Source organism: Salinispora sp. CH2A1_6, from assembly GCF_056820975.1.
Window position 1 is genome coordinate 834,629 of the sequence record NZ_JBXEDG010000003.1, and the last position, 25,772, is coordinate 860,400.

At 70.0% G+C, this 25,772-nt stretch carries 24 protein-coding genes and 2 pseudogenes; 17 read left to right on the forward strand and 9 right to left on the reverse strand.

Annotated elements, in window-relative coordinates:
* Window positions 1-143: 143 nt before the first annotated feature.
* The 5 genes and pseudogenes from AC1UKG_RS08805 to AC1UKG_RS08825 all read left to right on the forward strand — a co-directional run.
* A pseudogene (locus tag AC1UKG_RS08805) lies at window positions 144-377 on the forward strand (helix-turn-helix domain-containing protein); the annotation flags it as partial.
* Between the two features lie 23 nt (window positions 378-400).
* Window positions 401-709: a LuxR C-terminal-related transcriptional regulator gene (locus AC1UKG_RS08810; RefSeq protein ID WP_018744780.1), complete on the forward strand. Its 309-nt coding sequence runs from the start codon at window positions 401-403 to the stop codon at window positions 707-709.
* 112 nt (window positions 710-821) lie between these two features.
* Complete coding sequence (locus AC1UKG_RS08815; protein WP_018744779.1) at window positions 822-1,709, forward strand: methyltransferase domain-containing protein; 888 nt, start codon at window positions 822-824, stop codon at window positions 1,707-1,709.
* A 30-nt stretch (window positions 1,710-1,739) separates the two neighbouring features.
* Window positions 1,740-2,570, forward strand: coding sequence for a methyltransferase domain-containing protein (locus AC1UKG_RS08820; RefSeq protein WP_018814931.1), 831 nt, complete (start codon window positions 1,740-1,742; stop codon window positions 2,568-2,570).
* A gap of 82 nt (window positions 2,571-2,652) precedes the next feature.
* Window positions 2,653-2,802: pseudogene (locus AC1UKG_RS08825) on the forward strand (GntR family transcriptional regulator); the annotation flags it as partial.
* A gap of 227 nt (window positions 2,803-3,029) precedes the next feature.
* Here AC1UKG_RS08825 and AC1UKG_RS08830 read toward each other — a convergent pair.
* Window positions 3,030-4,283 (reverse strand): cytochrome P450, encoded by a 1,254-nt coding sequence (locus tag AC1UKG_RS08830; RefSeq protein ID WP_482642291.1) that lies wholly within the window; start codon window positions 4,281-4,283, stop codon window positions 3,030-3,032.
* 166 nt (window positions 4,284-4,449) lie between these two features.
* On the opposite strand from AC1UKG_RS08830, the gene AC1UKG_RS08835 reads away from it, so the two are divergent.
* The gene (locus AC1UKG_RS08835; RefSeq protein ID WP_033662861.1) at window positions 4,450-5,427 is read left to right on the forward strand and encodes a polyprenyl synthetase family protein; all 978 of its coding nucleotides are present in this window, start codon (window positions 4,450-4,452) and stop codon (window positions 5,425-5,427) included.
* Window positions 5,428-5,437: 10 nt separating this feature from the next.
* Entirely contained in the window at window positions 5,438-6,334 is an 897-nt protein-coding gene (locus AC1UKG_RS08840) for a UbiA family prenyltransferase (protein WP_080641958.1), read from the forward strand.
* Window positions 6,335-6,379: 45 nt separating this feature from the next.
* Here AC1UKG_RS08840 and AC1UKG_RS08845 read toward each other — a convergent pair whose 3' ends face one another.
* The 3 genes from AC1UKG_RS08845 to AC1UKG_RS08855 form a co-directional block, all read right to left on the reverse strand.
* The gene (locus AC1UKG_RS08845; protein WP_018814934.1) at window positions 6,380-6,550 is read right to left on the reverse strand and encodes a hypothetical protein; all 171 of its coding nucleotides are present in this window, start codon (window positions 6,548-6,550) and stop codon (window positions 6,380-6,382) included.
* A gap of 99 nt (window positions 6,551-6,649) precedes the next feature.
* The gene (locus AC1UKG_RS08850) at window positions 6,650-8,290 is read right to left on the reverse strand and encodes a carbamoyltransferase N-terminal domain-containing protein (protein ID WP_018814935.1); all 1,641 of its coding nucleotides are present in this window, start codon (window positions 8,288-8,290) and stop codon (window positions 6,650-6,652) included.
* 14 nt (window positions 8,291-8,304) lie between these two features.
* On the reverse strand, window positions 8,305-9,522 hold the full coding sequence (locus AC1UKG_RS08855) for a cytochrome P450 (RefSeq protein WP_018744773.1): 1,218 nt from the start codon (window positions 9,520-9,522) through the stop codon (window positions 8,305-8,307).
* Window positions 9,523-9,635: 113 nt separating this feature from the next.
* On the opposite strand from AC1UKG_RS08855, the gene car reads away from it, so the two are divergent.
* The 5 genes from car (at window position 9,636) to AC1UKG_RS08880 (ending at window position 16,655) form a co-directional block, all read left to right on the forward strand.
* Window positions 9,636-12,929, forward strand: coding sequence for a carboxylic acid reductase (gene car, locus AC1UKG_RS08860; RefSeq protein WP_482642292.1), 3,294 nt, complete (start codon window positions 9,636-9,638; stop codon window positions 12,927-12,929).
* Window positions 12,917-13,174 carry a hypothetical protein gene (locus AC1UKG_RS08865; RefSeq protein WP_018744771.1) on the forward strand — a complete coding sequence of 86 codons (258 nt, stop codon included), beginning with the start codon at window positions 12,917-12,919 and terminating at the stop codon, window positions 13,172-13,174. Before car ends, AC1UKG_RS08865 begins: the two co-directional genes overlap by 13 nt.
* A 30-nt stretch (window positions 13,175-13,204) precedes the next feature.
* On the forward strand, window positions 13,205-14,527 hold the full coding sequence (locus AC1UKG_RS08870; RefSeq protein ID WP_475889943.1) for an MFS transporter: 1,323 nt from the start codon (window positions 13,205-13,207) through the stop codon (window positions 14,525-14,527).
* Between the two features lie 3 nt (window positions 14,528-14,530).
* Window positions 14,531-15,961, forward strand: coding sequence for a GMC family oxidoreductase (locus AC1UKG_RS08875; RefSeq protein WP_482642293.1), 1,431 nt, complete (start codon window positions 14,531-14,533; stop codon window positions 15,959-15,961).
* A gap of 214 nt (window positions 15,962-16,175) precedes the next feature.
* On the forward strand, window positions 16,176-16,655 hold the full coding sequence (locus AC1UKG_RS08880) for a DUF488 family protein, N3 subclade (RefSeq protein WP_018744768.1): 480 nt from the start codon (window positions 16,176-16,178) through the stop codon (window positions 16,653-16,655).
* Here the strand turns inward: AC1UKG_RS08880 and AC1UKG_RS08885 are convergent.
* The gene (locus tag AC1UKG_RS08885; protein ID WP_018814938.1) at window positions 16,621-17,460 is read right to left on the reverse strand and encodes a hypothetical protein; all 840 of its coding nucleotides are present in this window, start codon (window positions 17,458-17,460) and stop codon (window positions 16,621-16,623) included. The two genes, AC1UKG_RS08880 and AC1UKG_RS08885, sit on opposite strands and share 35 nt — an antisense overlap.
* A 199-nt stretch (window positions 17,461-17,659) precedes the next feature.
* Here AC1UKG_RS08885 and AC1UKG_RS08890 point away from each other — a divergent pair, with 199 nt between their 5' ends.
* Both AC1UKG_RS08890 and AC1UKG_RS08895 read left to right on the forward strand, forming a co-directional pair.
* A complete protein-coding gene (locus AC1UKG_RS08890) occupies window positions 17,660-17,983 on the forward strand; it encodes a metalloregulator ArsR/SmtB family transcription factor (RefSeq protein WP_018744766.1) in 324 nt (107 codons plus the stop codon).
* A complete protein-coding gene (locus AC1UKG_RS08895) occupies window positions 17,983-18,369 on the forward strand; it encodes a VOC family protein (protein WP_018744765.1) in 387 nt (128 codons plus the stop codon). Before AC1UKG_RS08890 ends, AC1UKG_RS08895 begins: the two co-directional genes overlap by 1 nt.
* A gap of 93 nt (window positions 18,370-18,462) precedes the next feature.
* Here the strand turns inward: AC1UKG_RS08895 and AC1UKG_RS08900 are convergent, their stop codons facing one another.
* From AC1UKG_RS08900 to AC1UKG_RS08910, 3 genes are all read right to left on the reverse strand, one after another.
* Window positions 18,463-19,842 carry a right-handed parallel beta-helix repeat-containing protein gene (locus AC1UKG_RS08900; protein ID WP_482642294.1) on the reverse strand — a complete coding sequence of 460 codons (1,380 nt, stop codon included), beginning with the start codon at window positions 19,840-19,842 and terminating at the stop codon, window positions 18,463-18,465.
* Between the two features lie 204 nt (window positions 19,843-20,046).
* A complete protein-coding gene (locus AC1UKG_RS08905) occupies window positions 20,047-20,919 on the reverse strand; it encodes an aldo/keto reductase (protein ID WP_018744763.1) in 873 nt (290 codons plus the stop codon).
* Between the two features lie 172 nt (window positions 20,920-21,091).
* Entirely contained in the window at window positions 21,092-21,682 is a 591-nt protein-coding gene (locus AC1UKG_RS08910) for a helix-turn-helix domain-containing protein (RefSeq protein ID WP_018744762.1), read from the reverse strand.
* 80 nt (window positions 21,683-21,762) lie between these two features.
* Between AC1UKG_RS08910 and AC1UKG_RS08915 the strand changes: the two genes are divergently transcribed.
* The 3 genes from AC1UKG_RS08915 to AC1UKG_RS08925 all read left to right on the forward strand — a co-directional run bounded on the left by AC1UKG_RS08915 (window position 21,763) and on the right by AC1UKG_RS08925 (window position 24,362).
* Window positions 21,763-22,782, forward strand: a complete 1,020-nt coding sequence (locus tag AC1UKG_RS08915) for an NAD(P)/FAD-dependent oxidoreductase (protein WP_482642295.1) — start codon at window positions 21,763-21,765, stop codon at window positions 22,780-22,782.
* A gap of 273 nt (window positions 22,783-23,055) precedes the next feature.
* Window positions 23,056-23,325, forward strand: a complete 270-nt coding sequence (locus AC1UKG_RS08920; RefSeq protein WP_018814940.1) for a hypothetical protein — start codon at window positions 23,056-23,058, stop codon at window positions 23,323-23,325.
* The gene (locus tag AC1UKG_RS08925; RefSeq protein WP_018744758.1) at window positions 23,325-24,362 is read left to right on the forward strand and encodes a hypothetical protein; all 1,038 of its coding nucleotides are present in this window, start codon (window positions 23,325-23,327) and stop codon (window positions 24,360-24,362) included. Before AC1UKG_RS08920 ends, AC1UKG_RS08925 begins: the two co-directional genes overlap by 1 nt.
* A 226-nt stretch (window positions 24,363-24,588) precedes the next feature.
* On the opposite strand, the gene AC1UKG_RS08930 is transcribed toward AC1UKG_RS08925, so the two are convergent.
* The gene (locus AC1UKG_RS08930; RefSeq protein WP_026271611.1) at window positions 24,589-25,734 is read right to left on the reverse strand and encodes a site-2 protease family protein; all 1,146 of its coding nucleotides are present in this window, start codon (window positions 25,732-25,734) and stop codon (window positions 24,589-24,591) included.
* Between the last annotated feature and the right edge of the window lie 38 nt (window positions 25,735-25,772).

Consider the following 25,772-nt stretch of genomic DNA (forward strand, 5'->3'; position numbering starts at 1 on the left):
CGGGTTGGGTGGATCGGAACGACGCGGGGAGAATGGCTCGGTGCCGGTGCCGGTGATGGGGACGCGGAAATTCAGGATTCATGAACAAACTCCAGGGTTCGCGATAGGGGGTCGAAGTCCCGAATCGACGGAGGGCTGAACCGGTGCGGTGGAACCTGCGGCTGCGTGCGGCCGAGATGGGGATCTGGAAGTCGGCCGACATGCGCCGGTTGCTGGCCGAGGCCGGGCTGGAGATCAGCGCTGGGAAGATGTCGGGGCTGTGGGCCGGCACCCCGACGACGATCCGCCTGGATGACCTGGAGGTGATCTGCGCGGTCCTCGACTGCAACCCGGCCGAGCTGCTGATCTGTGAGCCCGAGAAGGTCCGGGCGACCAGGCGGAATCGGGTGGGGTGAGGGTGATGACCGAGGACCGGCCGAACCACGTGCGCGATTGCGAGTATCACCCGGGCTGCGCCCGCCGGCACGGCTGTTGCTGGTGGCTGAGTTCCCTGCAGGCACAGATCCTGGAGGGCGTGGCGGCCGGTTTCTCCAGCGATCGGCTGTCCCGGGCGCTGTATCTCAGTCCCAAGACCATCGACTATCACGTCCGCGTCATGTCCGACAAGCTGCAGGCGCCGAATCGGGTCGCGCTGGTGTCCAGAGCGTTCGTCCTCGAGATTCTGCGGACGGATACGTGGCCACCGCGAGTGGCCCGCCGAAACCGTTGATTGACGCTTCTCTGGGGTTTTTCCTAAAGCCGATCAGGTTCGTTGACATGGTCGTAGAAGGTCCACGACGATGAAAGTTACGTCGTCGGCATCGGCCCCTGGAGAAGTGACTATGTCAATTTCCCCGAAAGAAGCATCGGTCTTTCCGGATGAGGTCAGAATTGTCGGCCAGTATTACGACGACAAGACCACGAGACTGGTTCGCAAGTACGGCCCCGGTCCCAAGATCCACTACCACGTGGGCTACTACCCGTCCGGATCGGCGCCGGTGCTCGAGGACCTGACGCCGGACGCCATCCGTGCCGGCATCCGGCGGCACCAGGAGGGTCTGCTGCGGTTCGCGGCCGAGGCCTGGGGAGCCGAGAGCCGGCTGTCCGGGCGGATCCTGGACGTCGGCTGCGGTCTCGGCGGCGGCTCGTTGTTCTGGGCCCAGGAGTACGGTGCCGACGTGACCGCGGTGACCAACGCGCCGGACCACGCGCCGATCGTGACGGAATTCGCCCGGGAGTGCGGCGTCGACGACCGGGTCCGGGCGCTCGTCTGCGATGCCATGGACCTGCCGGTGGAGGCACCCTACGACGCGGCGGTCGCCATCGAGAGCAGCGGCTATTTCGACCGGCCGCGCTGGTTCCAGCGGCTGGCCCAGGTGCTGCGCCCGGGCGCGAGCGTGTGCATCGAAGACGTGTTCACCGCCCGCCCGCACGGCGCCGACGTGTGGACCGAATACTTCTACTGCAAACCGGCCACGGTGCACGACTACACCGAGGCCGCCGCGTCCGCGGGTTTCCGGCTGGTGGACGAGGTCGACGCGACGGCTGAGACGGCGCCGTTCTGGGACGCCAGCGCCGCCTGGACCAAGGCGGTGCTGGACACCGACACCAGCCTGTCCCCGGTGGACCGCCGGCACCTGCGGATCTCGCTGATGGCGAATCAGGCCCAGGGCACCGAGTGGAGAGCCGGCGGCCTGCGCCTGTCCTTCCTGCGTTTCGAACTGACGTGACGTCCGGCCCGTTCTTATGAGGAGTTCCGCGTGACGCTCGAGCAGTCTCCCGCCCCCGGCGACGTCGCCGACGTGTACGACGGGATCGGTCAGATCTACGGGTCCACCTGGGGCCCCAACTTCCACTACGGCTACTGGGACGACGACGCTGACCAGAGCTCCATCGAGGTCGCCACCGACCGGCTGACCGACATGATGATCGCGGGGCTGGCGGCGACGCCGGGGCAGCGGGTGCTGGACATCGGCTGCGGCATCGGCCATCCCGCGCTGCGCCTCGCCCGAACGACCGGCGCGCACGTCCTGGGCATCTCGGTCAGCCACGTCCAGGTGGCCGAAGCCAACGGCCGGGCGGACGCGGCCGGGCTGGCCGGGCAGGCCACCTTCCAGTTCACCGACGCGATGAACATGCCCTTCCCGGACGGCTCGTTCGATGCGGCCTGGGCGTTCGAGTCGATGTGGCACATGCCCGACCGCGGCCGGGTGCTCGCCGAGGCCGCCCGCGTGCTGCGCCCCGGCGGCCGGCTTGCCGTGGCCGACGTGATCGAGCGCGGCCCGGTCAGCGAGGAGGGTCGCAAGGTCCTGGACCACATCTGCGAGAACTACGCGGTCAAGTCGCTGGGCACCATCGAGGAGTACCGGAACGCGTTGGCCGCCAACGGCTTCGTCGACGTCGAGATTCGCGACATCACCGACAACTGCGCCCGGACCACGGCGCTGATGGCCGACACCGTCGAGACCCGGCGCGCCGATCTCGTCGCCCTGGTCGGCGAGGAGCAGACCGCCTCGCTGCTCGACTTCATGCGGCGAGCCGCGGCGGCGGCGGAGAGCGGCTACCTCATCCTGACCGCCACCCGCGCCTGATCGTCCCCCCAGCCAGCCAGCCAGCCAGCCAGCCAGCCCGGCTCGCGCCCCTTGGCGTGGACCGGGCCGGTTCGGCCTTGCGGGCGACCGGTTGCCCAAGGTGCGTGACGTCGCCCGGTCGCTGGCGATCAACCCGAACACGGTGTCGAAGGCCTACCGCGAGCTGGAGCTCGAAGGTCTCGTCGAGGGGCGGCCAGGGGTCGGCGCCTTGGCCACCGCGCTGCTGGCCGGGCCGTACTACATGGCGCCGGTCACCGACGAGCGGCCGATCGCGAGCGGTGACGACGGCCAGGGCGATCTGGCCGGCGGCTGGGTGCTGACCAAGGAGGTCCGGCAGGCCGACGGCACGGTGGTCACCACCGTTACGGTCCGGGACCCGCCCGCTACAGACGGCGTCCGGTGCGGCGCCGACTCGGCCCTGAGGGCAGCGCCGAGCACCACCAGGTGCGCCAGTCCGGCTTACGGTCCGCAGCCTCCGCCGGATCGCGTGACCCGCAACTCGGTCAGGGCCCGCAACGGGAACACCGGCCGGAACCGTGGTGGCCGGCCCGGGGCCAGCCCCAGGTCGGGCATCCGGGCGGCGAGGACCTCCACCGCGACCCGCAGTTCGGCGCGGGCGAAACCGGCGCCCAGGCAGAAGTGGATCCCGTGGCCGAACGCCAGATGCCCGGACGAGCCGTCGCCCGGGCGGAACGCGGCCGGGCAGGCATGGGCGCGACTGTCCCGGCCAGCCGCACCGTACAGCAGCAGGAGCCGGCTCCCGGCGGTCAGCCGGATGCCGCCGACCGTCACGTCCCGGGTCGCGGTCCGGTACATGCCGGCCAGCGGGCTGTCGAACCGCAGCCCCTCCTCGACCAGGTCCCCGACCGGGATCGTCCGGTCGACCACCCGGGCCCAGCCGCCCGGTGACCGCAGCTGCTGATAGAAGATCGTGCCCAGTGCCTCGGCGCAGGTCATGTGGCCGGCGAAGATCAGGGTGGGTATCTGCACCGCGACCTCGTCGGCGGTGAGCGTGCGGCCCGCCTTGCCGTCGTGCAGCAGTTCGCTGATCAGGTCGTCGCGCGGGTCGGCCACCCGGTCCTGGACCAGGGACCGGGCGAATTCTCCGAATTCCATCAGCCCGCGGGCGAATTCCCGGAGCCGGTCGTGGTCGGCGTCGCCCTGCGCCATCATCAATTCGATGCGTTGCTCCGACCAGGTGCGGCACCGGTCGAGATAATCGTCCGGGACGCCGAGGCGGCGGCCGATCACCTCCAGGGCGAACGGCACCGCGAAGTCGGCGATGAAATCGAACTCCGGCGCGTCGCCGATGCGGTCGGCGAGATCGGTGGCGACCGCCCGCATGGTCGGTTCGAAGGCGCGGACCCGGGCCGGCGTGAAGCCGATGTTGAGGACGTCCCTGATCTTGGCGTGGGCGGGCGGGTCGAGGGATCCGACGGCCACCGCGCCGGCGCCGCGCCAGGTGCGGAACATCTGATTCACGTCGTCTGGCAGGGCCACCGCGGGACGCGGATTGTGGTCGCGGGCCGAGAAACTCCGATCGTCACGCAGTACCGCCACCATGTCTTCGCGCCGGGTGACGCACCAGGCATCCAGCAGTGGGGCATAAAAGACGCCGAGGCCGGCCAAGAAGGCGTACGGGTCGTCGCGATGCGCGCCGTACGGGTCGAATGGTCTGCCCTGCACCTGCTCGGAATCAGCCGAGATAGGCATTTAGCCACCTCCCTGTTCGGCTGAACAATAGTCCACATGGGCGCATCTGAAGAGAAGCTTTGAGGTTTTTCCTAAGGTGCGACGGAATCGTTTGACAAGTCCGGAAACGCAGGTGAGCCTCAGGACTGGGGAATTCCATTTCGCGACCCCCGGAGGGGAATCGTCGATGAGCACACTCGAAACATCGCCGGGGGCGGTGTCGTCCGTCATCCGGCAGCGTGTGTCCGCCCTGGAGCCGACCCTGGCCCGGATCTGCGCCTACCACCTGGGGTTCACCAGTGATCACGAAACCGGTGGCAAGCTGACCCGCGCCGGCCTCATGACGCTGGCGGCCGAGGGGCTGGGTCTGTGGCCCGAGGACGTCCGGTCCCCGGCCGTCGCCCTGGAGCTGCTGCACAACTCGACCCTGATCCACGACGACATCATCGACGCCGACGAGCTGCGCCGCGGCCGCCCGGCGGCGTGGCAGGTGTTCGGCGCCGGCCCGGCCATCCTGGCCGGGGACGCGTTGCAGGCGCTCAGTCTGCAGATGGTCGTCGACGACCCGGGCGCCGGGCGGGCCGAGATCGCCGCCGCGTTCGCCGAGGCGCTCCGGCTGGTCCTGGCCGGCCAGTCCCGCGAGCTCACCGTCCGGCTCGGCGCCGGAACGGGGGTCGCCGAGTACAACCGAATCGTGACCGAGAAGACCTCCGCGTTGCTGGAGTGCGCGCTGGTGACCCCGGCGTTGCGGGCCGGTCGGCCGGAGCCGGTCCGGGACGCCCTGCGTGGGGCCGGCCGCCATCTGGGTCTGGCCTTCCAGATCGCCAATGACGTCGAGGACATCTGGGGTGACCCGGCGGTGACCGGCAAGCCGGTGCGGGGTGACCTGGAACGGCGGAACCCGTCCTTCCCGGTGCTGGCCGGGCTGACCGCCGGTAACCCGGCCGGCGAGCGCCTGTGCGGGCTGTGGGCGGGCGACGGGACGACGGCGGCATACCTGGCCGAGATGGCCGCCCTGATCGAGGAGTCCGGTGGCCGGCGTGCCGCCGAGGAACGCTCCCGACGGCACCTCGACGAGGCCCTGGACCACCTCGCAAGGGCCGAACTGGACCCGGCGGCATCGGCCGGACTGGCCGCACTTTTCAATCGCGTCGTCCACCGGTGATGGGATCCTGATGCTGCACAAACTTTCTGCAGGTGTGGTCACCCGGAGCCCCGACTCGATCCGCGACTACCTGCTGCTGATGCGCCTGGACCGGCCGACCGGGTACGTGCTGTACCTGCTGCCCGGGCTGTGGGCGGTGGTGCTCGCCTCCGGGAACCGCCCGGACGTCCGGGCCCTGGTGGTGCTCGCCGTGGCCGCGGTGCTGGTGCGCGGCGCCGCCTGCGCGATCAACGACGTGGTCGACCGCGAGGTGGACTCCCGGGTCGCGCGCACCGTGTCACGGCCGGTCGCGTCGGGCGCGATCGGTGTCCGGAACGCGTTGCTGTTCGCCGTCGCCCAGGGAGTGGTGGCGCTGCTGGTCCTGGCGGTGGCCAACGTGGCGACGGCCGTGGTGGTGGCGGCCTCGTACCCGCTGATCTTCGCGTACCCGTACATGAAGCGCATCTTCGTCTGGCCGTCGGCGTTCCTGGCCCTGGTGATGAGCATCTACGTGTTCGTCGGCTGGACGGCGGTGACCGGCAGCGCGGACTATCCGCTCGCGGTCTATGCCCTCTACGCCGGGGGCGCGTTTTGGACCCTGATCCACGACGCCATCTATTCCCATCAGGACAAGGAGTTCGACCGGCGGATCGGGGTCCGGTCGTCCGCCCTGCTGTTCGGCGACGCCACCAAGGTGTGGCTCGCGGTCTTCGCCGTCCTGAGCGTCGGCGGCGTGCTGTGGGCCGGTTCCCTGGTGGCCACCGACTGGGCCTTCTATCCGGTCGCCGCGCTGGCCGGCGGATACCTGGCCTATCTGATCGCCCGGGTCGACCTGGACAAGCCGAAGTCGTGCTGGGACGCCTTCGTGGCCAACACCTATTTCGGCTGGATCGTGCTGGCGGCGCTGGTCGCCGGGTTGCTCAGCTGATCGCGTACGAAGGGGGCAAGGCGCCGATCGGGCGCCCTGCCAGGGTCATTGCGTAGTTGGGTAGCCGCTGGTCACGGTGGTGATGAGGTCGTGGGGGCGGCGGTTGGCCCTGGCGATGTTGGTCTCGCCGTTGCCGCGGTGGAATCCGATGGTGGTGTTGCGCAGGACGGCCGCGACGGCGGGTCCGGTGCCGGTACCACACCCGTTCCACGTCACCCTCCACACGGGCCACGCCACCTAGTCAGGCCAGGTCAGACGCACCTTAATCGACCACGCAAAGGCCCTGGCTGCCCTGCCCCTTTCTCGGTGTGAGGGTCAGCGCGTGTAAAGGGTCCCCTCCGACCAGATGTAGCGCGTGCCACCCCACCGGGCGGCCGACTCGACGTCCGGGAAGAATCCCCGCCCCTCCAGGTTGGCGCTGGTGTTGCACAGCACCGGAATGCCACTGATCTCGGCATACGCCCGGAGAATGCGCACCGTCGTGGTGTCCTGAGTGGATTCAATGGTCTGCAGACGAGCCGTGCCGTCCAGGTGCACGATGGCCGGCACCCGCTCGGCCCAGCCCGACCGCATCCGGTGCTCAAAGATCATGTACGGGTCGGGGGTGCCCGGCTCGAACACCTCGGGTGCCCGGTCCGCCAGGCAGATCGGCGCCACCGGACGGTATCCGGCCCGGTTCTTGATGTCGTTGAGCCGGTCCTTCATCCGGGTGCTGGTGGCCGCCGCGAGGATGCTCCGGTTGCCCAGCGCCCGCGGGCCCAGCTCGGCCCGGCCGGATAGCACCACCACCGGCTCGTCCTCGGTGTGCAGCAGCGCGGCCAGCTCCCGTTCGTTGCAGGGCCGGGCCGTCCACCCGGCGGGCAGCTCGCCGGTGGTGATCCGGGGCCCGCGATAGACGTCCCACTCCAGGGCGGTGCGGCCGCCCCGGAACATCTCGCAGGCCGCCGTTCCGATCGCCGCCCCTGCGTCGTTCGGGAAGGGCGGGATGAAGACCTCCCGGAACATCCCGGTGGCCCGGATCGCGGTGTTCCACTTGATGTTCAGCGCGCAGCCGCCGCCCATCACCAGGTTGTGCCGTCCGTCCGGGAACCGGCTGCGGATCGCCGAGACGAGCCGCACCAGCAGCCGGTCGCCGAGGTAGGCCTGATAGGTGGCGATCAGGTCGGCGTTGGTCAGGCCGGGCAGCAGCTCGTCCCGGTTGACGGCCACCTTGTCGCCCAGCATGCCGACCCGGTCGACCGGATAGTCGCGGTATTCGGTCACCAGGTCGTCGAAGACCGCGAACGCGCCGGTCTCGACCCGGCCCTTGGCCGCGTACGCCATCGCCTTGCCGGCCACCGACAGGTGGTGCCGAATGGCCCGCTCGGACGCCATGTCCTCGGTCGGCCGCAGGTACGGCTCGAACCGCGCGCAGAAGGCCGCGAAGCTCCCGCCGAAGACCGGCAGCAGGACCTCGACCAGGCTCACCTCCTGGGTCGCGGCCCGCACCCGATAGAGGCGCGGGTGGATGATGCCGTCCCAGACCAGCACGAACGCGTCCTCGCCCCGGGCGGCGAATGGGCTCGCGCAGTACGTGCCGATGAGGTGGTTGGCGACGTGCGAATAGCTGACGTAGTTGCCGAGCCCGGGTGTGTGGAACGAATGCCGTTGCAGGGGGCCGGGGTGCTCCACGTACGGCGCGACCCGGAGCTGAACCGGCCGCCCGCCCGCGTCGACCGCGACGGCGGGGTCGCCGGCGGCGTCCGTGGTGTACCACCCGTCGACCACGAACTGGTCGATGCCGGCCGGCGACAGGCCCTCCATCGCCAGGATCGCGGACACCCGGTCCAGGTCACCGAGCGAGCTGTACCGTTCGCTGTTGCCCAGCTTCTCGATCTCGTAGCTGAACAGCAGGCGGCCGTCCTCGATGACGGCGACGCCGCCGTCGTGTGAGGCCTTGATCCCGCAAATGCGCATCGCGCCGCACCTCTCTAGTTGTTCAGATGGACCGGGAGGGAGTCGAGCCCGCGGATGATCGTGCTGTTGCGCCAGCGCAGGCCGGCCGGGTCGGTGGCGAGCCGCAGGTCCGGGAACGCGTCGAGCAGCGCGTCGAACGCCATCCGCACCTCGACCCGGGCCAGCGGCGCGCCGAGGCAGTGGTGGATGCCGTGGCCGAAGGCGAGATGGCCGGCGGCCGGTCGGCGGACGTCCAGCGTGTGCGGATCGGGGAACCGGCGCGGGTCCCGGTTAGCCGAGGCGATGGCCAGCAGGACGAAGTCGCCGGCCGCGATCTCGGCGTCGCCGATCCGCAGCGATTCGGTGGCACACCGGAAGGTGGCGTGCTTGAGCGGGCTCTCCAACCGCAGGAACTCCTCGACCGCGTTGTCGAGCAGCGCCCGGTCGGCCCGCAGCGCCGTCCACTGGTCCCGGTGGAGCATCAGGTGCAGGGTGCCGTTGCCCAGGGCGTTCAAGGTGGTCTCGAACCCGGCGATGAACAGCAGGTAGGCGGTCGAGACGAGTTCGGTGTGGGTCAGCCGGTCGTCCACGTCGTGCGCCGTGACCAGCGCGGTGAGGACGTCGTCGGTGGTGGCCTGGCGTTTGCGTTCGACCAGGTCGCCGAGGTAGGCGGCCACCTCGGTCGCGGCGGTGGCCGCCGCCTCGGGGGAGTGGCCCGAGACGAGTGCCCGGGACCAGGACCGGAAGTTCTCCTGCTCCGCGACCGGCACGCCGAGCAGCAGGCAGATCACCCGGATCGGCAGCGGGAACGCGAAGGCGTCCAGCAGGTCCACCGTGTCGTGTCCGGCCAGGTCCGCGATCAGTTCGTCGGTGGTCTGCTGGATCCGCGGCCGGAGCGCCTCGATGGCCCGCCGGGTGAAGGCCTGGCTGACCAGCTTGCGCAGTCGGGTGTGGTCCGGCGGATCGGTGTGCATCATGTGGCTGGCCAGGGCCGACGAGAAGCCGCCGCGGTGGCTGCGGTCGGGGTCCTTCTGCGCGAACAGCCCGTCGATCCGGTGCAGGTCGGTGCTCAGCCGGGAATCGGCCAGCGCGGCCCGCACGGCGTCGTACCCGGTGATCAGCCAGACCGGCAGCCCGCCGATCAGCGGGACCCCGGGCGGCATCCGGACCCGGTGCGCCGGGCCCTCGGCGCGCAACCTCTCGTACACCGCGTAGGGATCCTGCACGAACGCCTCGTCCAGTTCGATCGGCACCCATAAATTGTTATCAACTGCCTCCGGGCCCGGCAATTCTGTTATCAAAACCCCTAGTCATCGATTTGTGGCCGTGACTGCCGGAACGGGTTCCTGCTAGCATGTGTCGGTAAATGAATACATTGCGACTCGCGCAGGTAATGGCAGATGTCTTCGCCCGCTTCGGCGATCGGCCCGCCGTCGGGGAGCGCGCCCGGGAGTACATCCGGGACGACCGCACCGGGCGGGTCTCGGCCCGGCTGCTGCCCCGCTTCGAGACGATCACCTATCGCGAACTGTGGGGCCGGGTCGGCGCGGTGGCGGCCGAGTGGCACCACCACCCGGAGCACCCTCTGGCCGCCGGGGATCGGGTGGCGCTGCTCGGCTTCACCAGCCGGGACTACGCGACCCTGAAGCTGACGTGCGGCTATCTCGGCGTCGTCAGCGTGCCGCTGCAGACCAGCGTGTCGCCGGCGAACCTGGCCGCCATCCTGACTGAGACCGAGCCGGTCCTGCTCGCCACCGCCATCGATCGTCTGGATGTGGCGGCCGAGCTGGCCCGTGGGTCGTCCTCGATCCGGCGGGTGGTGGTGTTCGACTACGACCCGCGCGACGACGACCAGGCGGATCGGTTCGCCGCCGCCCGGGACGTCGGGGTGGTCGCCCTGTCCGATCTCCTCGACCTGGGCGTGACTCTCCCCGAGGCGCCGCCGTACGTGCCCGGTGACGATGAGGACCCGCTCGCCATGCTGGTATACACCTCGGGCAGCTCCGGCACACCCAAGGGCGCGATGTATCCCGAGTGGCTGGCCCGGGTGATGTGGGAGGACCGGGCGCGGCGGACGCCGGACGGGGGGCTGAGCACTGTGCACTACATGCCGCTGAGCCACATCGGCGGCCACTTCACGCTGATGAACACCCTGGCCCGCGGTGGACTCAGCTGCTTCACCGCCGCCGCCGACCTGTCCACCCTGTTCGAGGACCTCGCGCTGGTCCGGCCGACCGAGATGTCGCTGGTGCCGCGGGTCTGCGAGATGCTGCACCAGCGCTATCGGGGCGAGCCGGACGAGCGGGCCCGGGCCGAGGCTCTCGGCGGGCGGGTCGCGTTCGCCACGTGCGGCTCCGCGCCGCTGTCGGCCGCGCTGACCGGCTTCATGGAAACGCTGCTCGGCGTCCCGCTGCACGACATGTACGGCTCCACCGAGGTGGCCGGCATCGCCGTCAACGGGACCCTGATGAACCCGCCGGTGCTCGACTACCGGCTGGTCGACGTGCCCGAACTCGGCTACTTCGGCACCGACGTCCCGTACCCGCGCGGCGAGCTGCTGCTACGGGCGACCGGCATCCCCGGCTACTACCGGCATCCCGAGCTGACCGCAGAACTGTTCGACGCGGACGGCTACTACCGGACCGGTGACATCGTCGCCGAGCTCGGCCCCCGCCGGATCGCCTTCGTGGACCGCCGCACCAGCGTGCTGAAGCTGTCCCAGGGCGAGTTCGTGGCCGCCTCCCGGGTGGAATCGGTGCTCGGCGCCGGCCCGTTGGTGCGGCAGATCTTCGTCTACGGCGACAGCGAACGCTCCCACCTGCTGGCCGTCGTGGTGCCCACCCCGGAGGCGCTGGCCGCGCACGGGGACGACCCGGACCGGCTGGACCAGTTGCTGGGCGAGTCGTTGCGGCGGGTGGCCCGGGACGCCGGCCTGAACTCCTACGAGATCCCGCGCGGGCAGCTGATCGAGACCGAGCCGTTCAGTCACCGCAACGGCCTGCTCTCGGACAATCGCAAGCTGCTGCGCCCCCGGCTGGTCGAGCGTTACCGGGCGGAGCTCGACCAGCTGTACGACCGGATCGCCGCCCGCGCGGAGCAGGAGCTGCTCGATCTGCGCCGGACCGGCGGTGACCGGCCGGCGCTGGAGACGGTCCAGCGGGCGGTGCGGGCGCTGCTCGGCGGGACGGCGGCCGAGATGCGCCCGGACACGTGCTTCCGGGACCTGGGCGGCGATTCGCTGTCGGCGGTGACCCTGGCCAACCTGCTGCACGACATCTTCGCCGTGCCGGTGCCGGTCGACGTCGTGCTGCGGCCCGGTCACGATCTGCGGCAGCTGGCCGGGTTCATCGAGTCCAAACGCGATGGTACGACCGGACGGCCCACCTTCGGGTCGGTGCACGGAGCGGGCGCTGCCCAGGCGTACGCCCGGGATCTGACCCTCGATCGGTTCCTGGACGCCGGGATCCGCGAGACCGCCGCCCGACTCCCTGGCCCGGCCGGGGTGCCCCACTGCGTTCTGCTCACCGGGGCGGCCGGCTACCTGGGCCGCTTCCTCGCCCTGGAGTGGCTGCGCCGGCTGGCCCCGGACGGCGGCCGGCTGATCGCCGTGGTCCGCGGCCGGGACGCCGAGGCCGCCGGGCAGCGACTGGCCGACGCCTTCGCGGGCGTCGATCCGGAACCGGAGGCGGCCAAGCACCTGGAGGTGGTGGCCGGCGACCTGGCCGAACCCCGGCTGGGCCTGGACGAGGCGACCTGGGCCCGGCTCGCGTCCGAAGTGGATCTGATTGTGCACGCCGGCGCGCTGGTCAACCACGTGCTGCCGTACCCGCACCTGTTCGAGGCCAACGTGGCCGGGACCGCCGAGGTGATCCGGTTGGCCCTGACCACCCGGATCAAGCCGGTCACCTACGTCTCCAGCGTGGCCGTCGCCGCCGCTCCGCTCGCGGCCGGGACCGGGCCGCCGCTCGACGAGGACGCCGACGTGCGGGTCGCCCTGCCGGTGCAGCCGGTCGACGGCGGCTACGCGAGCGGGTACGCGACCAGCAAGTGGGCCGGCGAGGTGCTGCTGCGGGAGGCGCACGACCGGTTCGCGTTGCCGGTCACGGTCTTCCGGGCCAGCATGCTCCTGGCCCACCGTAGGTACGCCGGGCAACTGAACGCGGGCGACCTGTTCAGCCGCCTGGTGTTCAGCGTCCTCGCCACCGGGATGGCACCGGAGTCTTTCTATCAGCCCGGTCGCGCACACTACGACGGGCTGCCGGTCGACTTCACCGCGGCCGCGATCGTCGGCCTGGGTTCCGGCGCACCCGGATTCCGGACCCGGCACGTGGTGAACCCGCACGACGACGGCATCTCCCTGGACACCGTGGTGACGTGGCTGATCGAGGACGGCCGCCGCATCGAGCGGATCCCGGAGCACGCCGACTGGCTCGCCCGCGCCGAGGCCGCCCTGCGCGCGCTGCCCGAGACGCACCGGCAGCACTCGGTCCTGCCGCTGCTGCACGCCTTCCGCGAACCGGAGCCGGCGGTGCCCGGGTCGGCCCTGCCGTCGGAGCGCTTCCGGGCGGTGGCCGGGGAGATACCGCACCTGACCAGCGACCTCATCCGCCGGTACGCGACGGATCTGCACGATCGGACGGGCGGGCCGTGGACGAGGTGACCGAGGCGCGGGCGTTGCTGGAGGCGGCCGCCCGACGCCTCGGCGAGGGCGGCGACCGCTCCGACCCGGCCGGCGAGACGCTGCTCTGCCTGATCGAGTGCGCCCTGGAGTCGGCGCGGGCGGTGACCGAACCGGGTGATGCCCGGGCCCACCGGCAGGAGGCCCTGGCCGCCGCCCGGGCCGCCGTCACGTGCGCGTCCTATGCGGTCGCCACGAATGATCCGCCCATGCGTCAGAGATCCTGACGCGCAGTCGCCATTCCTGACCATTTTGCAATGACGTATGTCAATGTTATTGACACTGATAGAAAGGCCGAGGAGAATGCCACGATGTCGACGACGCCGGCACCACGGAGCCACCAGATCCGTATCGTCCTCGGAGCCGTGCTCGGGCTGAGCACCGGATTCACCCCGGTCTACTTCAGTACCCTGGCGCTGTTTCTGGTGCCGATCACCGACGACTTCGGCTGGAACCGCACCCAACTCGCCTCGGCCGGCGCGCTGTCCCTGCTCGGCGCGGCCGTCGCCACCCTGCTGGTCGGCCGGGTGATCGCCCGGCTCGGTGCCCGCTGGACGGTGCTGGGCTCGGTCCTGCTGGTGTCGCTCGGCATGCTGCTGATGGCCGCGGCCCCCGCCCGCACCGAGTACTTCCTGATCCTGGCGTTGCTGATGGGCGCGGTGGCCGGTGGCTCGTCGGCCGTCGCCTACCTGTCGCTGATGCCGCGCTACTTCGACCAGCGCCTCGGCCTGGCCCTGGGCATCACGATGACCGGTGTCGGTGTCGGCGCGTCGCTGATCCCGATCCTCACCGGCGCGCTGATTACCGGCGTCGGCTGGCGCAACGCGTACGTCGTGCTCGCCGTCATCGCCGCCACCGGTGGCCTGCTCAGCGTGGTGATCGGCTTCCCCAAGGGCACCGGCGGCCCGGAGCCGAAGGTGACCACGGCGCTGGTCGGCGCCGGGCAGACCGTGCGTGAGGCGATCCGCAGCGGTAAGTTCCTGCTGCTGTGGGGCGTGCTGTTCGTGGCCTACGCGCTCGGGCTGGGCTTCTCGGTCAACGCCGCCGCGTTCAGCCAGGACAACGGGCTCACCCTGCAGCAGGCGGCCGGCGCGGCCACCGCGGCCGGGCTCGGCCTGCTCCTCGGCCGGCTCACCGCCGGTCTGGTGATGGACCGGATCCACGCCGCCGTCGTCGGCGGGACCTTCATCGCGTTCGGCGCGTCGGGGTACGCGATCCTGGTCCTCCTTCCGGTGAGCCTGACCACGGTGACCATCTCGGCGGTGCTGGTCGGCCTGTCCATCGGCGGCGAGGGTGACCTGATGCCCTACCTGGCCCGGCGCTACTTCGGCTCCCGGCACTTCACCGGGGTGTTCGCCGTCCTGTACTCGGCCTACTTCATCGGCGGGCTGCTCGGCGCGATCGTCTTCTCGGCGACCTACGACCTGTTCGGCAGCTACGACCCGATCATCACCGTCGCCGCCGTGGGCGCCGTGCTCGCCGCCGTGGCGTTGCAGTTCGCCGGGCCGTACCGTTTCCCGGCCGGCGAGCCCGCCCCCGAAGTGGTCAAGCAGCCCGCCGCCGACCCGGCCGGTGCCTGACCGATGGGGTTCGACTTCCTCGTCGTCGGTGGCGGGACCGCGGGGTCGGTGCTGGCCCACCGACTGTCCGCCGACCCGGCAACCACCGTGCTGCTGCTGGAGGCCGGTCCGGACGAACGGCCCCCGGACATGGTCGTCCCGGGTCGCTGGCCGTTCCTGCTCGGCACCGAGGTCGACTGGCGGTTCAGCACCGTCGCGCAGCCGGGCCTGGGCGGCCGGGTGCTGTACTACCCGCGCGGCCGGGCGATCGGCGGGTCGAGCGCCATCAACGGCCTCACCCACCTGCGGGCCCCCCCGGCCAACTTCAACGCCTGGGCAGCCGCCGGAGCCAAGGGGTGGGGCGCGGCCGACCTGCTGCCGTACGTCGAGCGGGCCGAGGCGAAGTTCGCCCTGCCGAGGTCCGCGGGCACGTCCTTCGAGCACGCCGCCGTCGCCGCGATGCGTGCCGATCCCCGCCTGGAACAGGTCGCCTTCCACCAGATCGCCATGGCTGGGGGAGAGCGGCAGAGCGCGGCTGACGCGTACCTCGACTCCAGGACGCGCGACCGGTCCAACCTGACCATCCGGGCCGACACCCCGGTGCTGCGTCTCACCGTCGATCGAGGGCGCGTCACCGGGGTGGAAGTGCCCGCCGGCCGGATCGCCGCGAACCGCGAGGTGGTGCTGGCCGCCGGGGCCATCGGCTCGCCACACCTGCTGCTGCGCTCCGGCATCGGGCCGGCCGATCAGCTGCGGGCGCACCGGATCGAGGTGGTCGCCGACCGGCCCGCCGTCGGCGCCAACCTGCGCGACCACGTGCACAGCACGATCACCTTCGCGGCCGGCCGGGAACTGCCCACGACGGTTTACGGCGTGGCGTCGGTGTCGGCCACGGTGTCCCCGGACCAACCGGGCGAGCCGGCCCTGCAACTGATGGTGGCCCATCTGCCCTACCACCCGCCGGAGCTCACCGGACCGCCGGCCGGGTTCTCGATCGCGGTGGGACTCGTCACGCCGTACAGTCACGGCTCGGTCGAACTGGCGAGCGCCGACCCGACGGCGGCGCCGCTGATCAACCCCGGCATGCTCACCGACCGCCGCGACGTGGCCCGGCTCCGGCACGGGCTGCGGATCGCCCGCGACGTGGCCCTGCGCCCGAGCCTGGACCCGTGGCGCGGCGACGAGGCGCTGCCCGGCGCCGGCGTGACCACCGACGCGGCCCTCGACGACTACGTCCCAGTCTCGGCGATGACCTACTTCCACCCGATCGGCACGTGCCGCCTCGGCACCGGCGACGACACGGTGGTCGGCCTCGACCTCCGCGTGCACGGCCTCGACGGGCTGCGGATCGCGGACGCCTCGGTGCTGCCGGGTCAGGTGTCGGCCAACACCAACGCCACCGTGCTGGCCGTCGCCGAACGCGCCGCCGACCTGATCACCGGCACGCAGCCGTAGGCAATCGGTAAGATCCGCGCGGCCGCGCGCCGGAGATCCTTGCATCGACGGGAGCGTCTGATGTGGAGGAGTTCGGATGATGCATACGCGGGGGATCGCGGTCGTGCGTGCTCCTCTACCTCATTCGTAGTGGTAGCGGCACTGTGCGTATAGGGCGGCACTTTCCTCGGCTGTCCCGATGGTCTTGGCAGGCCAGTCGTGAAAGGGTGTCCCGATGAGCGTCACCTCAGCTGTGGGTAACCGGGCCGGCGTCCTGGGTGTCGGCTACGAGGGCCGCTCCATCGATGAGTTTGTGACGGACCTCGCGGACATAGGTGTTACACGCCTGGTGGATGTCCGGATGACGCCGATCTCCCGCAAGCGGGGCTTCAGCAAGTCGGCCCTCAGTCAGGCGCTCGCGGCGCAGGGCATCGTTTACGAGCATCGCCGGGAACTCGGTAACCCGAAAGAAAACCGTCCCGGATTCGGTGGCAACCCCGAGGAGTTGCGATCTGCGCGGGCGGTGTACGCCTCTCGGCTGCACCACGCCGAGTCTCTGGCAGTGCTCGACGCGCTCGCCGAGACGGCGCAACGCGAACTGGTAGCGCTGCTCTGTTTCGAGGCGGATGAAAGTCGGTGTCACCGCCAGGTCGTGATGCGCGCACTCGAAGAGCGGATCCCTATCGCCTCGGCCAGTACACGCCCAGCACGCTGAAGGCGCGCACGCGCTTGGCCTGGTTGCCGACGTAGAAGGCGACGTCACGGTTCGGCGCGCACATCTCTGCCAGAAACTTGGCTTCCAGCGCTTCCTGTAGAGCGGCATCCGAGTAGCCAGCGAGTCGGCGTTGTAGCGCTACCAACTCCCAGTCGATGACGTGCTGCTTGTGTCCTTTGCAACCGCGCTCGTGGCAGCGGTAGTGGTACGCAGCCCTGAAGCGGGGAGCCTCCAGTGGGGTCCTGCTTCGGCCGCTGAACAGGTCTGGCTGGCTTGCGTACGCCTCGGTCTTGCGTTGCTCGTCAGCGTCCCAGCCGGGGTGCGGTGTGACCTTGAGAGCGCGAACCTCCTTGGGGCGCACGAGGGCCAGAGATTGCGCGTCTGCGTGATCCTGAGCCTCGCGGTTGAGGCGACACATCGAATCCTCGACAGCCGGGTCAAGCAACGGCTGTCGCGACCTCCAGCCGTGGAGATGGCGCTCTTTCTGGATCCTGTCCATGATCGGCTTCCAGCTCTCACGCCGCTGATCCTGCCGCGCGGGTTTGGCGTCCACGGAGATGATGTCGTATTTCCTGAACGCCTCGTCGCTGTCGAGGTGCCGGAAGTTGATCGGGTAGAGGCGGACCCATGTCGGTCTCCACATGTTCGTCCGCAGCCCCGCCACACAGACGGTCTCTCCATACTTTTCTGAGGGGTTCGGTGCAGCCTTCACCGTGATCAGAAGTTGTAGTCGAACGATGCGGTCGTCGGCCGGCTTCGGGCCGGGGTCGGCCCCACTGGGACCGAAGAGTGACATCTGGACCATGCGCGCCTCCAGCGGAGGTAGCCGTAGGTAGCCGTGCGATCGCGCGAGGGTTTCAGGTTCTCACGGGATCGATAGATCGACATAGAGCGCGTGGCGTCGCAGGGTGCGGGGGCGAGGTGGCGGGGGCTGACTCCCGTGGCTGTGCGCGGTTGACGGTGGCGGCTTGATAGGCAAGTATCTGCTTGCCTATCATTGGCGGGTGAGTGATGCTGGCGCAGACAAAGGCCATCCGGCGGCAACGGGCGACGTCTTCAAGGCGTTGGCCGACCCGACCCGCCGGAAGATCCTCGACGAGCTGGCGGAGCGGGATGGCCAGACGTTGTTCGAGATCTGCTCACGACTGGCCATGAAGCACCAGCTCGGTTCGTCCCGCCAGGCGATCTCACAGCACCTGGAGGTGCTGATCAGGGCGGACCTGGTCGTCAGCCGGCGGGCGGGTCGTTACAAGTTTCACCACCTCAACACCGAGCCCTTGGAGCGCCTTACCGATCGATGGCGCAACCGCGAAGCGAAGGAGAGCTGATGCGCATCTATCTCACCAGCGTTCTGGTGCACGACCAGGAGGTGGCACTGCGGTTCTACACCGAGGTGCTGGGATTCGTGCAGAAGACGGAGGTTCCGCTCGGCGACTATCGCTGGCTCACGGTCGTCTCGCCGGAGGATCCGGGCGGCTGCGAGCTGCTGCTCGAACCGGAGGCCCACCCCGCGGCCAAGCCGTGGAAGGAGGCGCTGGTCAACGATGGGATTCCGGCCGCGTCTTTCGCCGTCGAGGATGTCCGCGCAGAAGTCGAACGACTTCACGGCTTGGGGGTCCGGTTTACCCAGGAGCCCCTGCAGATGGGTGCTGTCACCACGGCGGTCCTGGACGACACCTGCGGCAATCTGATCCAGCTTGTACAGACCACCTGAGCACGGCCGGTGGATTGGGGGAGGAGGGCGAGGGGTTCCGCCCTGCCGCCAACAGCGGCCGGGCGGAACCCCTCGTGACGGTCAGGCGCTGGGCTAGCCCGCGCACCCGGGAACGCTTACGCAGTTGTTGGGCCGGTTCTTGATGACGACGGTGCCAGTGGCGGTGTTCAGGTTCACCGTTCCGCCGCTGTTGAGGATGCCGCCGCCGATGGTGATGGCGATGTTCTTGGTTACCTTCGTCGTGAACAGGTTGACTGTCCCGAAGTTTTGGATACCGCCGCCCACATCGGCCTGGTTGCCGATGACCTTTGTCCGGCGCAACACCGTTTCTCCACTGTTGAAGACTCCTCCGCCAGTGAACGTGGTGGTGTTGTTCTCGAGGAGACTGTCCTCGACCACGGCGAAGTTGTCCCCCTCTGCGACCAACAACCCGCCTCCTGAGATGTCCGATGTGTTGTCCGACAGGTTGACGTGCCGCATCGTCAGCTGTGCGGTGTTGTCAACCCGGACGCCGGCACCACTGCCGGAGCTGGTGTTTCCGGTGATTCTGGTGCCGGTCACCACACCGTTGGCACCGAACGCGAACAACCCTCCAGTGGTGCCTGCTTGGTTGCCGGAGATGCTGCCGCCCTTGACGGTGACGGTGTTGCCGGACGCAAAGATGCCGCCGCCAGCGTTGGCGATGTTTGCATCGACGTGAGACTCCCTGACTTTCAGGTGGCCGAGACTGTGGATTCCGCCGCCGCTGTCGCTGGCGGTGTTTCGGCTGACGGTGGAGTGGTTGGCGGTCGTGGTGCCGTTGTTGCCGATGCCGCCTCCTGCGGTGGCGGCGATGTTGCGGGTGATGGTGCTGTGGTTGGTGGTGAGTGCGCCGCCGGTGTTGACGAGGATTGCGCCGCCGTTGCTGTCGGTGTGTCCGCCGGTGATGGTGAGGTGGTTGAGGGTGAGGTCGCCGCCGGTGTCGACGGTGAGGATTCTGAATTGTTCGGCGGCGGCGGCGCGTTCGATGGTGGTGTGTGTGCCGCCGTTGAGGGTGATGGGGGTGGTGATGGCGGGGAGGCCGGCGTCGTCGATGAGGGCGGTGAGTAGGTAGGTGCACGTGTTGGCGAGGTCGAGGGTGGCGCCGCCGCGGGCGTTGGCGAGGGTGATCGCGGCGATCAGGGCGTCGGCGTCGCAGGGCACGGGGGTGCCCGGCGGCTTCTTCTCCTTCTTGCCCTTGTTCCTGTCGTCCTGTTGGCCCTGTTCCCTGCCGCGGTTGTCGCTGTTGGGCGGGTGGGGTTTGCCAGTGCGGTTGTCGGTGGTGAGGGCGCCTCCACTGGCGTCGGCGGCCGGGGTGGTGGCGATGCCGACGGTGGTGAGGGCGAGTCCGGTAACGCCGGCGAGGCCGACGGCCCACCAGCGCCGCGGTGACCTCGTCTCGTGTCTGCCGGGGCGGCCCGGTTCGGGTTCGTGGGTGTGGTCCTGCTGGTTCATCGCGGTGCCGGCGTCCTTCCCCCGTGCGTGGCGAGGAGGCGCCAGCCCCGGGGCGGACCGGGTCGGTGTCGTCCTCGGCTACCGAGCGGGCGGTAGCAGCCACCCGCACGCTAAACCGACAAAAACCCCATCCGAATGTGAACCTAAAGAGCTTGCCCAAATCGGGTAAACCAGCATAGATGTTCAGTTATCGCGAGATTGGGGTTAGGCGGCCTGGGTTAGGGCCTCGAACCGGTCGTCAGTGAGCTCCACCTCGGCGCTGGCGAGGTTCTCCTCCAGATGTGCTATCGAAGAGGTGCCCGGAATCGGCAGCATGACCGGCGAGCGGCGCAGCAACCACGCCAGGGCGAGCTGCGCGGGCGTTGCGCCGTACTCGGCGCTCATCGCTGCCAGCGGCCCGCCGGGGCGGGCGAGGTCACCGGTGGCGATCGGGTACCAGGGGATAAACCCAAGGTCGTTGCGCTCGCAGTACTCCAGCACCGGCTCAGCATCCCGCTTGCTCACGTTGTAGAGGTTTTGCACGGTGGCGATCGGGGTGATCTGCCGGGCTGCCTCGATCTGCTCGACGGTCACCTCGGAGAGGCCGATGTGCCGGATCTTGCCCTCCTGCTGAAGCCGGACCAACTCGCCGAGCTGGTCCTCGAGGGGCACCTCCGGGTCGATGCGGTGCAGCTGGTACAGCGGGATGCAGTCCAGGTTGAGGTAGCGAAGGCTCATCTCGCACTGTTGCCGCAGGTACCTCGGGAGCCCGAGCGACTTCCAGTCGTTCGGCCCGCCCCGGACCAGCCCCGCCTTGCTCGCAATGACCACATCATCGGCGTACGGGTGTAGCGCCTCTTTGATCAGCATCTCGCAGACGAATGGCCCGTACGAGTCGGCGGTGTCGATGAACGTCACCCCGAGCTCGACGGCGCGTCGGAGTACCCGGACCGCCTTCGCCGGATCGTCCGGCATATCCCAGACTCCCGGGCCGGCGAGCTGCATGGATCCGTACCCGAGTCGGTCGACCGGGAGGTCGCCACCGATGCGGTAGGTACCGGAGGCCTTGACCGGCTGGTTGCTGGCGTGCGGTGACATGCGGGTGTCCCCTCGTCTCGTCGGTGGTGGCAGCAGACCTACCTGTCCGCTATACCCCTACTGGCGGGGGTCAATCGCACAGCGCCCATCGCCGTCGATCATTGGCGGGTGTGGTCGGGCGCGGCGGCCAGGCCGGCGCGAGGGTCCGATCGGTGTGAGTGGGCCGGTCGCCTCATTCCGAAGCTGGTGGGGTCTTGGGCCGGGCACGGAGGTGGGCACGCTCTCCCTGCTGGCCGAAGAGGCTGAGGATTTCGACCGGCTGATCCTCGGTGACGCCGAACCAGTGCGGGACCCGGGTGTCGAACTCGGCCGCCTCGCCGGGTGTCAGCACGAGATCATGCTCGCCGAGCAGGAGTCGTAGTCGCCCGTTGAGGACATAGAGCCACTCGTACCCGTCGTGGGTTTTGGGGTCTGGCTCCCGCCTGCCGATCGGGATGACCAGCTTGAAGGCCTGGATGCCGCCGACTCGTCGGGTCAGCGGCAGCACGGTCATGCCGTGGCGGGTGACCGGGCGCAGGTGGATGCGGGGGTCGCCGGTGGGCGGTGCCCCGACGAGTTCGTCGAGGGTGACGCCGTGGGCGCGGGCGAGGGGGAGGAGCAGCTCGAGGGTTGGTCGGCGGGCGCCCGATTCGAGCCGGGAGAGGGTGCTAACCGAAACACCGGTCTCCGCCGAGAGGTCGGTCAGGGTGGTTCCGCGCTGGCGGCGCAGGGCACGCAGCCGGGGGCCGACCGCGTCGAGAGCCTGGTTCAGGTCACCGTCCATGCCCAGTAGTTTGCCACATCGGCAACAGGGTTTGCTGGTGTGGGCAGGCTGGGGGCATCGTGGCCGCGGGAGGTGGTCAAATGACCGATCAGCTGAAGGAGAGCTACGACGTGGTGGTGGCCGGTGGCGGTGCTGCTGGCCTGAACGGGGCGGTGATGCTCGCCCGGTCGCGTCGATCGGTGGTGGTTCTCGACTCGGGTACCCCACGCAACGCCCCGGCCGGGGGCGTGCACGGGCTGTTGGGTCGCGAGGACATGCCACCGGCCGCGCTCCTCCGGCGCGGCCGGGCCGAGGTGCGCGGCTACGGTGGCCACGTCGTGACCGCTGAGATCGCGACCGCGGCTCGGGACGGTGCCGGCTTCGTCGTGACCGTGGCCGACGGCCGCTCGGTGCGGGCCCGCCGCCTGCTGGTCACCACGGGACTGATTGACCTGCTACCGAGCATTCCCGGGCTACGCGAACGCTGGGGCCGAGACGTCCTCCACTGCCCGTACTGCCACGGCTGGGAGGTGCGGGACCAGGCCATCGGTGTGCTCGCCACCGGTCCGCGCTCGGTGCACCAGGCTTTGCTCTTCCGCCAGCTCAGCGCCGACATCAGCTACTTCACCCACATGTCCGCCGGACCCGACGAGGAGCAGGCGGAGCAGCTTGGGGCCCGGGGCGTACGGGTGGTCACCGGCACGGTGGAGGCCCTGGAGACCGCCGACGACCGACTCGTCGGGGTGCGGCTGGTTGACGGCACGGTCATACCTCGGACCGCACTGGCGGTCGGGCCGCGGATGGTGGCGCGGGCCGGGTTCCTGGCCGGGCTCGGGCTACGGGCGGTCGAGCACCCGAGCGGGCTCGGCGAGCACATCCCGGCCGATCCGGCCGGGCGGACCGAGGTGGAGGGGGTCTGGGCGGCGGGCAACGTCACCGACCTGGCGGCCCAGGTGGGGGCCGCCGCAGCTGGCGGCGCTGTCGCCGGAGCCGCGATCAACGCTGACCTGATCGCTGCGGAGACCCGCCGGGCGGTCGCCGCCCTGCGGCATCCGTTCTCGAGCAGGTCCGAGGCGCGGGTTGCCGAGTTGGTGGCGGGTGAGCGTCGACACGGACTGTGAACGGCAACGGGGTGTCACGGGCGGTCGGGGGAGGGGTCAAGCAGGTGCGCGACAGTCGGCTGATCGGCTAACGGACAGGACGCCGAGCACCCCGTCGACGCACTGTTATAGCAGGTGAGAGGCGTGGATGGCGGGCCACATCCCGATCCTCGGGCCTGGCGGTGCCAGCAGCGTATCGGTCGGCACCGCCGCCATCGAGCCCGGCGCGAGCGTCGTCGCTGACGTGACCTGCGCCGTCGGCCCGCCCCACCCACGCTTGGAAGGAGCCGACCGATGGCTGCTCCCACCGTGACCGTCGCCCTGAACGCGGCGGTCTACGCTCCCGGTGATGACATGAGAATGACCGTCACCTACAGCGACGCCGATACCCGGCCGGTGACCGTCACCGTGGTGGTCGCCGACGAGCGCGGCCACAGCAGCGCCCCCGCGCAGGTCACCGCGGTTATCGACCCGCTCACCCGCACCGTCACCGATGACTCCGGTCGCGCCTGGACGATGCTGTCGGACAACGGCGCGGTGGCCGACTACCGGGCGGTGGCGTGATGCCCCGGGTCACCGTCACGGTGCGCGACTCCGGCGGGCGCACCGCCACCACGACCGCCGACTACCAGGTCAGCTCACCCGTCCTGGGGGGCTACTACCTCTCCGGCAACGGAAATCCGATGGCCGACCTGGCAGGCGGAAACATTCGATCGCTGACCCAGTACCGCAGCTTCGCCGACGGCTACCTCTTCCCGGGGTGGAACAAGCCCTGGTTGACGGAGCTCGGCAGGGCCGGGATGAAGATCAATATGGTGTTGGAGCTGAAGCACTACGGCGCTCCGCACGAGCGGGAGCAGACGTTCCGGGTCAACGGCCGGACGTACACGGTTCCGGCTCCGGCGATGACCATCCAACAGCGGCCGGGTACGACCTGGCCCCGGGCATACGGGTACGACCAGGTGCTCTCCGGGCAGTGCGACGGGCTGTTCGCGCGAGCGCTGGCGCAGTATCAGGAGATGGGTGTTGGGATGAACCTCCAACTCGCCGCGGAGCTGGACACCGACCACGAGTTTGGTACCACTGAGGCGGGTAGCGCGTACACCTGGGTGGAGTCCGACGCCCGGGCGGTGGCGGCGTTGACATACATCGTTACCTGGTTCAGGGCCCGGGGCCTGCCCACCGACACCACCTTCTCGGTGGGGGCCGGCGGCTTCGACCGGGCCTGCTATCAGCGCACCCACCCGGAGGCGTTGATGGCGAAGCTCGACTTCCTGCAGTGGAATGTCTACGCCACCAGCGCCACGCACACCGCGCTGGCCCGGTTTCGCCGTACCAAGGACTGGGCGGTCGACGACCTCGGCCCGATCGCCCTCTCCCGCCCGGTCCTGATCGCGGAGTGGGGGGTCCGGTCGGCGGAGCTTCCCGATCAGGCGGCGTGGATCGGGACTGTGCCGGCCGCCGTCGCCGCGCTCAACGCGGAGCGGGGGCCACGGATCGTGCGGACGAACTACTTCAACTCCGGCTGGGGTTGGCTGGTGCCGAAGGACGTCGGCCTGGCCGCACTCAAGGCGGCCTACACCACCCGACCGTACGTCTGAGGGGCGCGGTGCGCGCCGCCGACTCGGGGTGAGCCGGCCCGGTGCGCGGTGGCCCGATCAGCGCCGGTAGGCCTGGTGCGCGGTGGCGGCCCGGGGTGCGGCACCGGAGTCGGCGCTGGCGGCGGTGTCGGGGTGGGCTGGGGGCCCGGCGTGGTCGGTGGCGCCGGAACACGGTGGCTGCTCATCAACCGGGAGTTCCCCGCCCGGTCGGCGGTAACCGTATCCGTCAGGAACCCGGCCGTCCGGCCAACTGCTCCCGCATGCTGCCACGCTGCGCCGCCCGGCTGATGTCACTGGGCGACACGATCCCGACCAGCCGCCCGTCCTTCACCACGAGCGCCCGTCCGTCGGCGCAGTCGGTGAGTCGGGGAAGGAGGTCGTTGAGTGACTCATCCGGAGCGGCGAGCACCAACTCGTCGGTGCGGCAGGCGACCTCGGCGAGGGTGGTGGTGGAGCGGCGATCGGCGGGTACCCGGCGGACCCGGTCGAGGGTGATCAGCCCGACCGGCCGGTCGTCGGCGACCAGCGGCAGCGTCGAGTACCGGTAGGCGAAGAGGTAGTGTTCGATGAAGTCGGCCACGGTCATGTCGCCGGCGGCGGTCTGTGGCTCTGGTGTCATCACGTCGGCGATCCGGATGCCGCTCAGGGCGCTGCCCATCCGGGCCTGTCGCTCCTCCATCGTCGCGGCGCCGATCAGGAACCAACCGATCAGGATCAGCCACAGGCCGCCAAACCCGCCGCCGGCGAAGAACTGCCAGAACCCCAGGCCGATCAGGAGCGCCCCGAGGACCCAGCCGGCCCGGGCGGCCACCACCGAGGCCTTGGTCCGGTCCCCGGTGGCCTTCCAGATCGCCGCCCGCAGCAGTCGTCCGCCGTCCAGCGGGGCGGCGGGCAGCACGTTGAAGACGGCCAGCAGGACGTTGATGCCGGCGAGCCAGGCCAACGCGCCGAGCCACAGCCCGTCGTACCCGGTCATCGCCACTCCCGCCGCGATGGCGCCGAAGAAGACGCCGATCAGTAGGCTCACCAGCGGCCCGACCCCGGCGATACGCAGCTCTGCGCCCGGGTTCGGCGCCTCGCCCTTCAGCTCGGCGACACCGCCGAAGAGCCACAGCGTGATGCCGCCGACCTCGAGCCCGTTGCGCTTGGCGACGACCGCGTGGGAGACCTCGTGGGCGAGCAGGCCAAGGAAGAAGACCACGGCGGCGGCGAGGCCGGCGAGTAGGTACGCGATCCCCGGCTGATCCGGGTAGGTGCGGGGGAACTGGTTGGCGGAGAGCGCCCAGGCAATCACCAGGAAGATGACCAGGACACTCCAGTTGACCCCGACTGGTACGCCCACGACCCGGCCGAGCCGGAAGCTTGCCCTCATCTTCCGGTCATACCCCTGGACCCTGTCCCCATGCCAGA